11 protein-coding genes, 1 tRNA gene and 2 rRNA genes are annotated in these 13828 nt (G+C 63.0%); 6 read left to right on the top strand and 8 right to left on the bottom strand.

The features are described from left to right. The 3 genes from GPT33_RS04670 to GPT33_RS04660 form a co-directional block, all read left to right on the top strand. Positions 1–181, top strand: a 23S ribosomal RNA gene (locus tag GPT33_RS04670); the annotation flags it as partial. A 99-nt stretch (positions 182–280) separates the two neighbouring features. Continuing rightward, positions 281–396: ribosomal RNA gene (rrf, locus tag GPT33_RS04665) — 5S ribosomal RNA — on the top strand. 183 nt (positions 397–579) lie between these two features. Next, entirely contained in the window at positions 580–1713 is a 1134-nt protein-coding gene (locus GPT33_RS04660; protein WP_296806162.1) for a DegT/DnrJ/EryC1/StrS family aminotransferase, read from the top strand. Positions 1714–1838: 125 nt separating this feature from the next. Here GPT33_RS04660 and proB read toward each other — a convergent pair whose 3' ends face one another. The 4 genes from proB to rplU all read right to left on the bottom strand — a co-directional run bounded on the left by proB (position 1839) and on the right by rplU (position 4786). After that, entirely contained in the window at positions 1839–2963 is a 1125-nt protein-coding gene (proB, locus tag GPT33_RS04655; RefSeq protein WP_296806161.1) for a glutamate 5-kinase, read from the bottom strand. 18 nt (positions 2964–2981) lie between these two features. Further along, positions 2982–4088: an Obg family GTPase CgtA gene (gene cgtA / locus GPT33_RS04650; protein ID WP_296806160.1), complete on the bottom strand. Its 1107-nt coding sequence runs from the start codon at positions 4086–4088 to the stop codon at positions 2982–2984. A 91-nt stretch (positions 4089–4179) separates the two neighbouring features. Beyond that, a complete protein-coding gene (gene rpmA, locus GPT33_RS04645) occupies positions 4180–4458 on the bottom strand; it encodes a 50S ribosomal protein L27 (RefSeq protein ID WP_296806159.1) in 279 nt (92 codons plus the stop codon). Positions 4459–4471: 13 nt separating this feature from the next. Next, entirely contained in the window at positions 4472–4786 is a 315-nt protein-coding gene (rplU, locus tag GPT33_RS04640) for a 50S ribosomal protein L21 (RefSeq protein ID WP_296806158.1), read from the bottom strand. 262 nt (positions 4787–5048) lie between these two features. Between rplU and GPT33_RS04635 the strand changes: the two genes are divergently transcribed. After that, positions 5049–6017 carry a polyprenyl synthetase family protein gene (locus GPT33_RS04635; protein WP_296806157.1) on the top strand — a complete coding sequence of 323 codons (969 nt, stop codon included), beginning with the start codon at positions 5049–5051 and terminating at the stop codon, positions 6015–6017. Positions 6018–6027: 10 nt separating this feature from the next. Next, a tRNA-Pro gene (locus GPT33_RS04630) sits at positions 6028–6104 on the top strand. Between the two features lie 110 nt (positions 6105–6214). Here GPT33_RS04630 and GPT33_RS04625 read toward each other — a convergent pair. Beyond that, on the bottom strand, positions 6215–7537 hold the full coding sequence (locus tag GPT33_RS04625; protein ID WP_296806156.1) for an MFS transporter: 1323 nt from the start codon (positions 7535–7537) through the stop codon (positions 6215–6217). Positions 7538–7783: 246 nt separating this feature from the next. Between GPT33_RS04625 and GPT33_RS04620 the strand changes: the two genes are divergently transcribed. Then, a complete protein-coding gene (locus tag GPT33_RS04620; RefSeq protein WP_296806155.1) occupies positions 7784–10588 on the top strand; it encodes an EAL domain-containing protein in 2805 nt (934 codons plus the stop codon). Between the two features lie 154 nt (positions 10589–10742). Here the strand turns inward: GPT33_RS04620 and serB are convergent, their stop codons facing one another. The 3 genes from serB to GPT33_RS04605 all read right to left on the bottom strand — a co-directional run. Next, on the bottom strand, positions 10743–12008 hold the full coding sequence (gene serB / locus GPT33_RS04615) for a phosphoserine phosphatase SerB (RefSeq protein WP_296806154.1): 1266 nt from the start codon (positions 12006–12008) through the stop codon (positions 10743–10745). 133 nt (positions 12009–12141) lie between these two features. Further along, positions 12142–13368 carry a cyclopropane-fatty-acyl-phospholipid synthase family protein gene (locus GPT33_RS04610; RefSeq protein ID WP_296806153.1) on the bottom strand — a complete coding sequence of 409 codons (1227 nt, stop codon included), beginning with the start codon at positions 13366–13368 and terminating at the stop codon, positions 12142–12144. Next, the coding region (locus GPT33_RS04605) for a DUF1365 domain-containing protein (protein WP_296806152.1) at positions 13368–13828 on the bottom strand (461 nt) is incomplete at its 5' end. The genes GPT33_RS04610 and GPT33_RS04605, both read right to left, overlap by 1 nt.

The following is a 13828-nucleotide window of genomic DNA, read 5'->3' as shown; positions in this document are numbered from 1 at the left end:
TATGTTCGGACGGGATAACCGCTGAAAGCATCTAAGCGGGAAGCCCCTCCCGAGATGAGGTCTCCCCGGGCACTCGATGCCCCTGAAGGTCCGTCGAAGACCACGACGTTGATAGGCGGGATGTGGAAGCGCGGCAACGTGTGAAGCTAACCCGTACTAATTGACCGTGCGGCTTGACCATATAACACCCAAGCGCGTTGCGCCGGGTGTCGACAGTCCCCGCAGCAGCGATCTCACCGAACAGGACGCGTCCCCCGAGCGGGGCGCGACCGCCCGTTTTCCTGGCGGCCATAGAACACTGGAACCACCTGATCCCATCCCGAACTCAGACGTGAAACGGTGTCTCGCCGATGATAGTGTGGGGCCTCCCCATGCGAACGTAGGTCACCGCCAGGGCCTTATACCCAAAACCCCCGCCTCCATGCGGGGGTTTTTTTATGCGCAGGGAAAAGACGGCTCGACAGAAACCCGGTATCCTGATCTTAAACCGCGCCGACTCCAGCAGTCGTCAAGTCTGCCGGGGCCGATCCCATCCAAAAACATCGCATACCGTGCTGGGCGCGGTTTAAGGCGGAACGAATGCAATTCATCGACTTAAAATCGCAATATCGACTGATCGAAGACGACGTGAAGGCCCGGATTCATGCGGTCCTCGAGCACGGGCAATACATTATGGGACCCGAAGTCGAAGCGCTGGAGATCGCGCTCGCCGACTTCGTCGGCACGCGGCACTGCATCGGTCTTTCGAGCGGGACCGACGCGTTGCTCGCGGCCATGATGGCATTGGAGATCGGCCGGGGCGACGAGGTGATCACTACCCCGTTCACCTTCATCGCTACCGGCGAGATGATTGCACTGCTCGGGGTGCGACCGGTCTTCGTCGACATCGACCCCGTCACCTACAATATCGATCCCGCCCACATCGAAGAGGCTATTACCGGGCGGACCCGCGCCATCATGCCGGTCTCTCTCTACGGCCAATGCGCGGACATGGACGCCATCAATGAGATCGCCGCTAGACACCGCCTGCCCGTCATCGAGGATGCGGCCCAGAGCTTCGGTGCCACCTACAAGGGAAGGCGGTCCTGTGCCCTGTCTTCGATCGGATGCACATCCTTCTTCCCCTCAAAGCCATTGGGTGCCTACGGCGACGCGGGGGCCTGCTTCACAAACGACGACGATGTAGCGAAAAGGCTGAAGGAGATCCGAAACCACGGTCAAGATCGCCGTTATCACCATCCGCGTCTCGGTCTGAACGGCCGCATCGACACGCTTCAGGCCGCGATTCTCCTTGCGAAGCTACCCCTGTTCCGCAACGAGGTCGATGCGCGGAGCCGGCTCGGGGCCCGCTACTCCGAATTGCTTCAGGCCCGAGGAGGAGTATCCAGCGAGGTCGGCGACGGTGCAGTGCTGACCCCGTTCATCGCACCGGGCAACGAGTCGGTCTATGCGCAGTACACGATCCAGGTCGAAGAGCGCGATCGAGTCGCCGAGGCGTTGGCGGCCGAAGGGATTCCCACAGCGGTGCACTATCCCGTGCCGTTGAACGATCAACCCGTGTTTCAACCTAGCCTGGAGCGGTTCGGGACACCTGTCAGTGCCCGCGTGTCGCAGCGGGTCCTGAGTCTGCCGATGCACCCCTATTTATCGGATGACGAGCAAATCCGGATCGCCGATGCGGTCGCAAAGGCCGCGGGACTCCGACCCCATTAAGGTCGGCCTACGCGGGGGGATTGAAGGAAAGCAATCGACGGCCTAAGCCGCGTCCGCTGCGCCGCTTGTCGACGGATGAGAGATCGAGACATCTCCAGAGCAACGCGGATCAACCCAGACCCGGTTTAGAGCAGCACCAAATTGTCGCGATGGATCAACTCCTGCTCGTCGAGATAGCCGAGGATCGCCTCGAATCGGCTCGACGGCTGGCCCTTGACCCTCGCGACTTCCTGCCCGTCGTAGTTGACCAAACCGCGGGCCACTTCGCGGCCCGACTCATCGACACACGCAACGACCTCGCCGCGGTTGAAGGCGCCTTGCACCTCTCTGACACCGACGGCGAGCAGACTCGTCCCCTTCTCGCGCAAGGCACTCACGGCCCCGGCATCGAGCGTGAGCCGACCACGAACCTGGAGATGACCGGCCAACCACTGCTTACGCGCCGCCTGAGGTCCCTGGAAGGGCACCAACAAGGTACCGACACCCTCCCCTTCTCCGATCCGCCTTAGAACGTCTTCTCCACGTCCCGGAGCAATCACCGTCGGGGTACCCGAGCGCGCTGCAAGCCGAGCCGCACGAACCTTGGTGACCATGCCGCCGGTACCCAGGCCCGTGACGCTGCCACCCGCAACCTGATCGAGTTGCGGATCGTCGACCCGTGTCTCGGGAATCAAGCGGGCATCGGCGTGCGCGCGCGGATCGCGGTCGAACAGACCGTCTTGATCGGTCAGGAGGACTAGGAGGTCGGCCTGGATCAGGTTCGCGACCAGAGCTGCCAATGTATCGTTGTCGCCGAAGCGCAATTCGTCGGTTGCGACCGTATCGTTCTCGTTGATGACTGGAATCACACCGAGCTTGAGCAGGGTCCGAAGTGTACTGCGGGCGTTGAGATATCGGGCCCGATCGGCCAGATCATCATGGGTGAGGAGGACTTGGGCGGTATGCAGTCCGCGCGCCTGAAAACAGTCTTCGTAAGCGCGTACGAGCCCCATCTGCCCGATCGCGGCAGCCGCCTGCAGTGCATGGAGGGCCTTGGGACGCGACCGCCAACCCATCCGCGCCATCCCCTCGGCGACCGCGCCAGAGGACACCAGAACGACCTCGTTGCCCGCCATTCGACGCGCGCTGATCTGCTCCACCCATGGGGCCAGCATACTGCGCTCGAGCCCTGCACCGTCGCGGGTCAACAATGCACTTCCGATCTTCACGACCCAGCGACGCGTGAAGGGAATCATGGCGCGCGAAATCATAGGACAGGTCCAACCAGTTCAGTCGAGCGGATGCCAATCGGTTTCGGGTGCTGCAGCATCGGCATCGGCGCCCCCCTCGCGCGCCGCTCCCGCCTGCTCGGCGGCTCTTTCGGCAGCCAATGCCTCCAATCGACTCATCAGATCGCCCATCAGCGCCGCCGTGCCCTCGCCGGTCATCGCTGATATGCCATAGACGGGTAAGGCCCAATCAAGTCGAGAGACGATCTCCTCGCGCCGCGCCGCGTACTCCTCGGGGAGGAGGCGATCGATCTTGTTCAGCACCAGCCAACGCTCCTTGAGCGCGAGTCCTTCGCCGAACGCGGAGAGCTCCGTCTCGATCTTGCGGACCTGCTCCACAGGATCGACTTCCTCGTCCAAGGGGGCAACATCGACCAGATGAAGCAGAAACCGTGTGCGCGACAGATGCTTAAGGAAGTGACTCCCGAGGCCTGCACCGTCCGCTGCCCCCTCGATCACGCCGGGGATATCGGCAATGACAAAGCTCCGGTCACGACCGAGCCTCACGACCCCGAGGTTGGGATAAAGCGTGGTGAACGGATAATCCGCGACCTTCGGGCGCGCACTCGAGACCTGGCGGATGAGAGAGGATTTACCGGCGTTCGGAAAACCGAGCAAGCCGACGTCCGCAAGCAGGATCAGCTCGAGCTGAAGATCTCTGCGCTCGCCCGGCGTTCCCGGAGTGAACTGTCTCGGGGTTCGGTTGGTGCTGGATTTGAACCGAGCATTCCCGATGCCGTGAAAGCCACCTTGAGCGACCAACATCTGCTGACCGGACTCCAGGAGCTCGCCGATCAACTCGTCGGTCTCGCGCTCAAGGACGCGCGTCCCGACCGGAACCCGAATGACGAGATCAGCCCCGGCACGACCGGTCATGTCTCGCCCTCTCCCGTTCTGCCCCCGCTCCGCGCGATGCACGCGCTGGTAACGCAAATCAACTAGAGTATTCAGATTGACATCGGCGACCAGAAAGACGCTGCCGCCATTGCCGCCATCGCCGCCGTTGGGTCCGCCCTTGGGTATATATTTCTCGCGACGAAAGCTGACGCAGCCACTGCCCCCGTCACCTGCCTCGACCCGAATGAAAGCCTCGTCGACGAATTTCATAACTCAGAAGACCTCATCGCCAAAACGAAAAGAGCCCCGCCGAAACGACGAGGCTCGCGAGCCCGTTGCGATGGGTAGGCGCCTGGAACGATCAGGCCGAGCCGACTTCGGCCGGCTTCTCGACCACCGTCACGAACTTTCGATTCTTCGGGCCTTGCTCGACAAAGGTCACGACCCCGTCGCGAAGAGCAAAGAGGGTATGATCACGTCCGCAGCCGACATTGACGCCACTATGGAATCGGGTGCCGCGTTGGCGAACGATGATGGATCCGGCCTTCACGACCTGCCCGCCGAAGACCTTGACGCCGAGGCGTTTGGATTCCGAATCACGCCCGTTGCGCGAGCTGCCGCCAGCTTTCTTGTGTGCCATGGGAGTCTCCTCTTCAGCCGGCGCTGATCGCCGTAATCTTCAGGGCAGTGAACGACTGACGATGGCCCTGACGTTTCAGATGGTGCTTGCGACGCCGAAACTTCACGATCATGACCTTCTTCGCACGTCCGTGCCCTTCGACGGTTGCGCTGACTTTACCGCCTTCGACGTAAGGCTTGCCGATCTTGACATCGTCTCCGTCGGCCACCAGTAAAATTTCGTCAAAATCGACGACAGCGCCTTGCTCCGCCACCATCTTTTCAACCTTGACGGTGTCGCCTTCCGAAACCCGGTATTGTTTGCCACCGGTTTGAATGACCGCGTACATGTCTGAAGATCCCCAAAACCATTCGGCGAGATCGGCGACGTGCGCCGAAACAAAAGAAGCGGAATACTACTCGACGAGAGAACCCTGGTCAAGGACGTTGTCCCGAGACCGGTCAGAGAGCGGCGCCCTTCCCTCGCCCCATCAGCAGGCGAAACCCCATCGGATCAACGACGCATGAGCCTCGCAGCCTGCCTCCGACTTGACAGACCCCCATCCCGCACCTAGCATCCGCCGCCACGATCAGTCAGTCCATCGACACCTCATGGATATCACCGCGCTCCGACAACCCGTCGCCGAAGACGTCAAGGCCGTTGACGCCTTGATCCTGCGTCGACTCCGGTCAGACGTGGTCCTGATCAACCAGATCGGCAACTACATCGTCAACAGCGGCGGCAAGCGTCTGCGACCGCTCTCGGTGCTCCTGGCGTCTCGTGCCTGCGGCTACAGCGGTGACCGTCATATTGATCTCGCCGCCGTCGTGGAGTTCATCCACACGGCGACCCTCCTGCACGACGACGTCGTCGATGCCTCCGAGCTCAGACGCAATCGCGAGACGGCCAACGTCGTCTGGGGCAATGACGCCAGTGTGCTGGTCGGCGATTTCCTCTACTCGCGCGCCTTCGAAATGATGGTCGATGTGGGGAATATGCGGGTCATGGACATCCTCTCTCATGCGACCAATCGTATCGCCGAGGGCGAGGTGCTCCAACTCCTGAACACGCGCGATCCCGACACGGATCAAAAACGATACATGGAAGTCATCACGCGTAAGACGGCAACGCTGTTCGAAGCGGGTGTTCGACTCGGTGCCGTACTCGCCGGATCGAACCCGGGTGTCGAAGAAGCCGCGGCGAGCTACGGCCTGAACCTCGGAATTGCCTTCCAACTCATCGACGACGCGCTCGATTACAGCCCGGCAAACGCCGAGCTGGGCAAGAACATCGGCGACGACCTCGACGAGGGCAAGCCCACCCTACCGGTGATCCGGGCGATGGAAGTCGGGACACCCGAGCAAAAGGTCCTGCTGCGCAAAGCCATCGAAGAAGGCGGTCGCGAGCACATGGAGTCGGTCGTCGAGGTCATTGCGTCAACCGACGCCATTACCTATACTAAGCGGCTTGCGGAAGACTACGCGGATCAAGCAAAACGCGCCCTGCGCGCTTTTCCGCCCTCCCCCTCCACGGACGCCTTGGCGACTCTGGCGGATTTCTCGGTTGACCGCAAACATTGATAAACCGTTTCGGGGTGTAGCTCAGCTTGGTAGAGCGCTGTCTTCGGGAGGCAGAAGTCGCTGGTTCGAATCCAGTCACCCCGACCAAATTCGTTCAAATGAGCAAGCCGGCGAATGCCGGCTTTTTCGTGGCTGCAATCGGCCACTTGGACGGCGCACGCTGAGCTGAGGCGCGCGAGGCGCCATCCTGATCCCGTTTAGGCTTGGTTTTCGGCGTGTGCGCTCGTCGGTTCCGGCGAATGCCTCACGCGCACATAGATACTCGCGAACACGAGTATCACGTTGATGACACCCACCACAATAAAGGGTGCGCGGGGATCGACCCGATCGAACAGATACCCTCCAATCGGCGTAATCAGGAGAATACCGATCGCCCCGGCGACGTTGAAGGCGCCGAGCACCGAGCCGCGCTGCCCGACCGGAGCCTCCTTGCCGATCAGGGATTGCCCGCCGAGGTAGACACTGATCTGGCCGATCCCGAGCAGGATGAAAAAGATCGGACCATACGACGACAGGGGGTCCTCGAGCGCCAACAGACTCAGGTTGCCCAGGGCCGCCAGCGCCATGCAGATCGCGAGCCCGGTGACCCTGTCGATCCGATCGAGCAACGGACCGAGGACCGGCGCCCATACGAGCGCCGAAATCTGCGCCATGACGAAGATCAGGGTTCCGCTCATCACCGCCGAGGCCGACTCCATGCCGGCCGCCTTAGCCGCCAGGGTGCCCCATAGGACAAGAAAGATCGCATTGACCGATTGGTCGCCGCGTGCAATGAATGCGGAAGCGTACGCCAAAAGGATCCGCGGATTGCGTCCGTGCGCAAAACCACCCACCAAGAGCGCGCGCACGCTCGGACGATCTTGAAGGCGAACGGGTAGACCCGGTTTGAGGCCCCAAAGGAGTAACAGGGCAACCGCAACCGCGAGACCCGCAACGATAAAATGAGTCAACCTGCCCGCGGTGACGCCGTCGAAGCCCGCGCCGGTAAAGACCTTCGGCATGGCTCCCAGACCCTGACTGATCAGCACGACACCCAAGCCGCTCATGACACCGACGATGGCCACCAACTTGCCGCGGGAGCGTTCTGCTGGATAATCGGCGAGGACGGTCGACAACCCGCCCGCGACCGCGACCACGCCGATCGCATAAAGGATCCGGTAGAAATAAAGTGCCTCTACCGATTCCGCGAGCGGATAGAGGACATAGGTCAAAGCCAGGAACAGAAAGCCCGCGGCGTAGACCCCTCGGCGACCGATCCGGTCCATGAGGACGCCGGCCGGCAGAAACAGCAGCAGGGTGACGATCTCGGTGAGAAACACGAGGTTGCCGCTGATCGCCCCTTGTTTGGACTCCGGAACCCCGAGATGCTCGTTGAGGATGTAGGTCTGACCGATGGAAATGAAGATCATCAGTCCGATCGAGAAAAACGCAGCGGCCAAAAAGGTCCACCCGTTCCGAGGCAGAACGGAAGGGGCCAAATGGATCGGGCCGATCCGGTAGGTCCGGTCGAGGTCGGGCATCTGCGGATCTCCGGCGAGGGGCCATTGCAGTGTGGACGGTCGGGCCGGCATTATCCCATCAGGCGATGGATGCGGATACTCCGTTTGCGGATCGGCGCGCCGCAGACTCAGGATGCTTGCCATGAGCGATGCCGCGAGAACAGCGCGCAGTCCCGGAACAAGGACGCACGCACAACAATCACCCTAGATGCCCGAATGGACATGAGGCCAGAGCGACCGATCGATTCGTCCCCGGGGACCCGATGGATGTGGCTGCCGGCCGCATGGAGCCCCACACTCGCGCTCGCATCCGAGTCCGCGGCGATCTGGCCTCCCGCAATCGCGATGGGTGCCGTCGGCGCACTGTCGCTCCTGGCTGCAGTTGCCGCCGGTATGGCCTGGCATTTCCGACACCTGCGTCGCGACATCGCCGCCGAGCTCGCACAGGCGCTAGAAGCGCAAGCCGCGCTCGCAGAGCGCTTGACTCGAAGCGAGCGCTTGGTCGAAGAGACACAGCGGCTCGGGCACCTCGGGACCTGGGAGTGGGATGCCGAGAACGACCGACTCGCGTGGTCGGCCGAGGTCTATCGCATCTTTGCCTTTCCGCCTGAAAGCTTCCCGGGCAACTTCCAAGGCTTCCTCGACTGCGTTCACCCGGAGGACCGCGCACGGGTCGAGCACGCAGCTCGGGAGGCCATCGCCGGGACCCGCGATTTTGACTGCGAGCACAGGATCCTGCTGCCCGACGGCGAGGTGCGTTACCTCCACGAGCGCGCGACGCTGACCCGCGAGCACGGCCAAGCGGCGTATATGACGGGAACCGTGCGCGATGTCACCGAGACCCGACGCGCCTGGATGCTTCAGGAAAGCCGTATTCGCATCATGGAATTGATCGCGGACGGCGCGCCCGTGCAAGAGGCGCTCGACGCGATCGCCGCATCGATCGAGACGCTCGACCAGAGCCTCATGTGCTCGATCATGCTCATGGACAGCGCGACACACCGCCTGCGCGTCGGCACGGCGCCGAGTCTTCCGGAGCGACTCATCGAGGCGATCGACCGCCTGACGAATGAACCGACCACCGGGACGGCCCCTCACCCGAGCGGCGAGTCTCTGGTGATCGCGGATGTCCTCTATCATCCGTATTGGCAGTCGCTGGCGGGAATTACGAAAGAGAGCGGTGTCCGCGGCTTCTGGTCCGAGCCGATTCGCGATTCCGGCGGAAACATCCTGGGGACCTTCGATATCTATTCGCGGGCGCCCGGAAAACCCGATGCGGAGCAGCTGATTTATATCGCGCAAGGCGCTGCACTGGTCGCGGTCGCCTTACAGCAAGCGCGCGACCGCGCCGCACGCATCGCCGCCGAGGAACGCGCCCGCCTCCTTCTGGAGTCGACCAGCGAAGGGGTATTCGGGCTCGATCCCGACGGCATGACGACCTTCATCAACCCTACCGGCGCAAGCCTGTTGGGATACGACCCGACCGACCTGGTCGGTAAACCTTGTCCCGCCGTCACCCATGACGACCCAGAAGAAGGCGACCACGACGCAACCGCTTGCCGCATGCTCTCGGTGATGCATACCGGCAAAGACATCGTGGTCAGCGACGAGGTCCTGCAGCGACGCGACGGCACGGCGTTCCCCGTCGAGTATCGTGCCACGCCGATCCGCGTCGGCGATTCCGCGATGGGTGTCGTCGTCACCTTTCACGACATCACCGAACGCAAACGCTCCGAGGAGCAGATCCTGCGACTCGCCTACTACGACAGCCTCACCGGCCTACCCAATCGGACCCTTTTCAAAAGCCAGCTCGCCAAGCGACTCACCTCGGTGCGCCGCGCCGATAAGGGCTTCGCGCTGCATTTTCTCGATCTCGACCGCTTCAAGGAGGTCAACGACACCCTCGGTCACCCCGTGGGCGATCTGCTCCTCAAAGAGGTCGCCCAGCGCCTCTCGACCCTCGTTCGCGGTATGGACACCGTCGCGCGATTCGGCGGCGACGAGTTCGCCGTGATTCAGCCGGATGCACATACCATCTCGGATGCCGCCACCCTCGCCGAGAAGATCGTAGAGCACCTGACGCGGCCCTATTCGATCGACGGTCATGCCATCACCTGCGGGGCGAGCGTCGGTGTCGTTTTCGTCCCCAAGCCGGATATCGACCTGGAAACGCTCCTCGGCCGAGCCGATGTCGCCCTCTACAAGGCCAAGAACAACGGACGCGGCAGCTACGCCTTCCACACCGACGCCATGACCCGGCAGGTCCGCCGCGATGCCGCCCTGACGGATCGGATCGATCAGGCCGTGCGCAGCGGCGAGCTCTTCCTGCACTACCAGCCGCAGGTCGAGCTCGCGACCGGGCGGATCACGGCGGTCGAGGCACTGGTGCGCTGGCGCCATCCGGTGGAGGGGATCCTGCCGCCGGGTGATTTCGTGCATCTCGCCGAACGCCGCGGACTGTTCCATGTCCTCGGCAGCTGGGTGCTGAGCACGGCGGCGCGCGAGGCGCGCGGCTGGCATGACCGAGGGCTCGCCTTCGGTCGGGTCAGCGTCAATGTTTCGCCTCAGCAGGTCCGCGCCGGCTGTCTCGCCGATGATGTCCTCGCAACGGCCGAGGAGACGGGTATCGACCCCGCCCGGCTCGAGCTGGAGCTCACCGAAACCGCGATGATGGAATATGGCGAACATTACCGAACCCAGATTGCCGTGCTCCGCGATCTCGGCGTGCGGCTTGTGCTCGACGACTTCGGCACCGGCTTCTCGTCCTTGACCTACCTGCGTCGCTCCGCGGTCAGCACGCTCAAGATCGATCGCCAATTCGTCCTCGAGCTCGACGACAACCCCGAGGCCGTCGAAACGGTTCAGGCGTTGCTGGCAGTCGCACACGCGCTCAAGCTCGACACGGTGGCCGAGGGCGTGGAAACCCGTGAGCAAGCCGAACGCTTGGCGGCAATGGGCTGCCGGTGCGGGCAGGGGATGTGGTTCGCGCATCCGATGGAGGCAAAGGCCATCGAACGGCACCTGACGGCGGGGTTTATTCGGCCGGAATCCGAGTCACAGTCACATGCATGACTTGAAGTTGGTTTTCCGATCAACATCGGCGACCCGAAGCCGGGGTGCCTCAAGTGTCATTCCGGCCGCGCCTGAACGTGGCGTAGCGCGGAGCGCCACGGGACAGGCGTGACACTGTGTCACGTCGCGAGGGTCTCGGACGGACGACCGGCTATCAGGGAGCCGCCGCGAGCGCCTCGTCGCGCCGAGGCGCCGCACCCCTGGCGAGCCGCTCGAGGTCGCGGTCACGCATCCCGAGCAGATAGAGGATCCCGTCGAGACCGACATTCGCGATGGCGTGACGTGCTTGCTTGGTGACGATCGGCTTGGCATGAAAGGCGATTCCCAGGCCGGCAATCGCCAGCATCGGGAGATCGTTCGCACCGTCGCCCACGGCGATGACCTGTTCGAGGCGGATCCCCTCGCGGGCCGCAATCTCGCGCAGCAGCTCGGCCTTGCGCGGCCCGTCGATGATCTCGCTCGAGACCGTGCCGGTCAGCTTGCCGTCGCGAAACTCCAGTGCATTGGCATAGACGTCGTCGATCCCGAATCGACGCTTCAGGTGCTCGGCGAAATAGGTGAAACCGCCGGAGAGGATGGCGATGCGATAGCCGAGCTGCTTGAGGCTCGCAATCAGCCGATCGGCGCCCTCGGTGATGGGCAGGCGCTCCGCGATCTCGCCGAGGACCGACTCGTCGAGCCCCTCGAGTAGTGCGATACGGCGCCGGAAACTTTCCTTGAAGTCAAGCTCGCCGCGCATCGCGGCCTCGGTAATGGCCGCGACCTCGGGCCCGACACCGGCAGCCGCGGCCAGCTCGTCGATCACCTCGGTCTGGATCAGGGTCGAGTCCATATCGAAACAGACCAGACGCCGGTTGCGCCGGAAGATGTCGTCCTCCTGCACGGCGACGTCCACATCCAGGATCTGCCCGAGCGCAAGCAAACCGGCGTGCAGCGCGGAGAGATCGGCAACCGCACCACGAACCGAGAGCTCCACGCAGGCAAGCGGATGGCGCTCCGGCGCACGCCGCGAGAGACGCCCCGTCAGCCGCGAGATCCGATCGACGTTCAGACCGTATTCGGCGACCACGGCGGAAACCCGCGCGATGTGCTCCGAATCGATCTCGCGACCCAGCAGGGTGAGGATATGCCGCGGCTGCCCCTGCTCGGCGACCCAGTCCTCGTAAGCGTCGGGATCGACCGGCGTGAACCGAAGATCAAGCCCCATGCCGTGAGCGGTGAACAGCAGATCTCGAAACACCGGACAGGATGCGCTGTCTGCGGACAGCTCGACCAAAAGACCCAACGCCAAGGCGTTGTGAATGGTCGACTGGCCGATATCCAGTATCGGCACCCGATACCGCGCCAGGATTGCGGTGAGGGCCGCAGTGATCCCCGGGCGATCCTCGCCCGAGACGTTGATGAGGACGATCTCGCTCATGCGGTTTCCATTGCGCGTCGATTCGATTCTATAGGAAGCCTTGACGGACCAGCCCCGCACGGTGCAATACTTCGGCACGCACAATGGTGCGGGATTCGCTGAACTGCGCGCCCGCTCCTCCACACGGCGGGCCTCAGCTCCGCTGCGGGACCTCGAGGATCGTTTGGGTCAGATCGATGCAGCCCGTCTTGAAGCCGGTCTCGCAGTAGGCTAGATAGTAGTCCCACATCCGGCGGAAACGCGCATCGTATCCGAGCCGTGCCACCTCCTGATCCACCGCATGAAATGCGTGACGCCAACGGCGAAGGGTTTCGGCATAGTCGAACCCGAACCACGCCGTCTCTCGAATCAGCAGGTCCGCATCCTCCGCCTCGCGCGTCATGCGCTCGGGTGTGGGCAGCATCCCGCCCGGGAAGATGTAGAGCTGAACGAAATCCGGCTGCTTGCGGTAAACGGGAAAATCGTCCTCGTTGATGGTGATGACCTGCAAGGCGATGCGACCGCCCGGTCGCACCAGCCGACGCAACGCCTGGTAGTAGGTCGGCCAGAATGCCTCGCCCACCGCCTCCATCATCTCGATCGAGACCGCGTGATCGAAGCGGCCCTCGATGTCGCGATAATCCTGAAGCCTCAGGTCGACGCGATCGGCAAAACCGGCGGCCTCCAGGCGCTCGCGTGCGTAGGCGAGCTGCTCGCGCGAGAGCGTCACGCCGGTCACGTGCAGACCGCGTCGTGCCGCCAGCTCCGCGAAACCGCCCCACCCGCAGCCGATCTCCAGGATATGCTCGCCGGGTTTGGCGTCCAGCGCGTCGAGCAAGCGCTGATACTTACGCTCCTGGGCTGATTCCAGACTGTCCCGCGCCGGGTCGGCAAAGAGCGCGGAGGAGTAGGTCATGCTCGGATCAAGCCAACGTTTGTAGAAGTCGTTGCCCAGGTCGTAATGGTGAGCAATGTTGCGACGACTGTTGATGGGATGATTATCCCGCAGCCGATGGCTCAATCGATCCCAAAGTCGCGACCAACGCATCCCGCGCGGCCCCACGCCCAGATGTTCCATGTTGTCGTAGAGGACTTCGAGCAACGCGGCGAGATCGGGCGTCGTCCAATGCCCTTCCACGTAGGACTCGCCGAAACCCACCTCGCCTCGGGTGAGAAGCCGTCCAGCCATCTTGAGTGGCGACTGCACCTCCATGACACCGCTCGCGCCAGGGAACCGGCCGCGGTGCAAGATGGCGCTTCCGTCGGGGAAACGCACCAGGAGCTGGCCGAACGCCAGGTGCCGACAAAACCCGCCGATCAGGCGGCTCGACCAGCTCGATCGGCGGGTGAGAGGTTCTTCGATCAACTCCTCTGCGGACATCAGGACACCTCTTCTAGGGGTGGAGTCGGCTTGGAATGGTAGCGCCCTCCCTTGAGCCAGATCTTCAAAGCCTGCCAATGGATCATGAGGACGACCTTCAGGGTCAGAAATGGATAGGCGAAGGCGGCGCGCAGCAGCTTGCCGTCCGTGATCGTCTCCGCGGTCCCTTGTTGGACGGCCACCAACATCAAGGACGCATCCTGATATTCGCGGATCACGATCGCATGTCGATCGCCTTGCCGGGTAAACCGAAAGTGATAGTCGGCGTTCATGTCGACGAAAGGCGAGACGTGGAAGTCCTTGCGGTGCGCGTGGCGGATCGGCCAGTCCATCGGAGCGCCCTTCTCGTGCAGCAGATAGCTGTGGGCCTCGCCGAAGGTATTGTTGACCTCGCACAGCACCGCAACCGGCCTGTCCCCGCGATCGAAGCAGGTCCAGACACTCAGCGGATTGAAGACGA

This window comes from Thiocapsa sp. (assembly GCF_011390875.1).
Lineage (GTDB): Bacteria > Pseudomonadota > Gammaproteobacteria > Chromatiales > Chromatiaceae > Thiocapsa.
Note: the sequence above shows the minus strand (reverse complement) of the source record. Positions and strands in the feature narration are given on the sequence as shown.

Excerpts from the sequence above, each read along its gene's own strand:
- GPT33_RS04610 (WP_296806153.1), bottom strand. The coding sequence starts at position 13,368 with ATGTCCGCAGAGGAGTTGATCGAAGAACCTCTCACCCGCCGATCGAGC.
- GPT33_RS04620 (WP_296806155.1), top strand. The coding sequence starts at position 7,784 with ATGTGGCTGCCGGCCGCATGGAGCCCCACACTCGCGCTCGCATCCGAG.
- GPT33_RS04660 (WP_296806162.1), top strand. The coding sequence starts at position 580 with ATGCAATTCATCGACTTAAAATCGCAATATCGACTGATCGAAGACGAC.
- GPT33_RS04625 (WP_296806156.1), bottom strand. The coding sequence starts at position 7,537 with ATGCCCGACCTCGACCGGACCTACCGGATCGGCCCGATCCATTTGGCC.
- serB (WP_296806154.1), bottom strand. The coding sequence starts at position 12,008 with ATGAGCGAGATCGTCCTCATCAACGTCTCGGGCGAGGATCGCCCGGGG.
- GPT33_RS04635 (WP_296806157.1), top strand. The coding sequence starts at position 5,049 with ATGGATATCACCGCGCTCCGACAACCCGTCGCCGAAGACGTCAAGGCC.
- cgtA (WP_296806160.1), bottom strand. The coding sequence starts at position 4,088 with ATGAAATTCGTCGACGAGGCTTTCATTCGGGTCGAGGCAGGTGACGGG.
- rplU (WP_296806158.1), bottom strand. The coding sequence starts at position 4,786 with ATGTACGCGGTCATTCAAACCGGTGGCAAACAATACCGGGTTTCGGAA.
- rpmA (WP_296806159.1), bottom strand. The coding sequence starts at position 4,458 with ATGGCACACAAGAAAGCTGGCGGCAGCTCGCGCAACGGGCGTGATTCG.
- proB (WP_296806161.1), bottom strand. The coding sequence starts at position 2,963 with ATGATTTCGCGCGCCATGATTCCCTTCACGCGTCGCTGGGTCGTGAAG.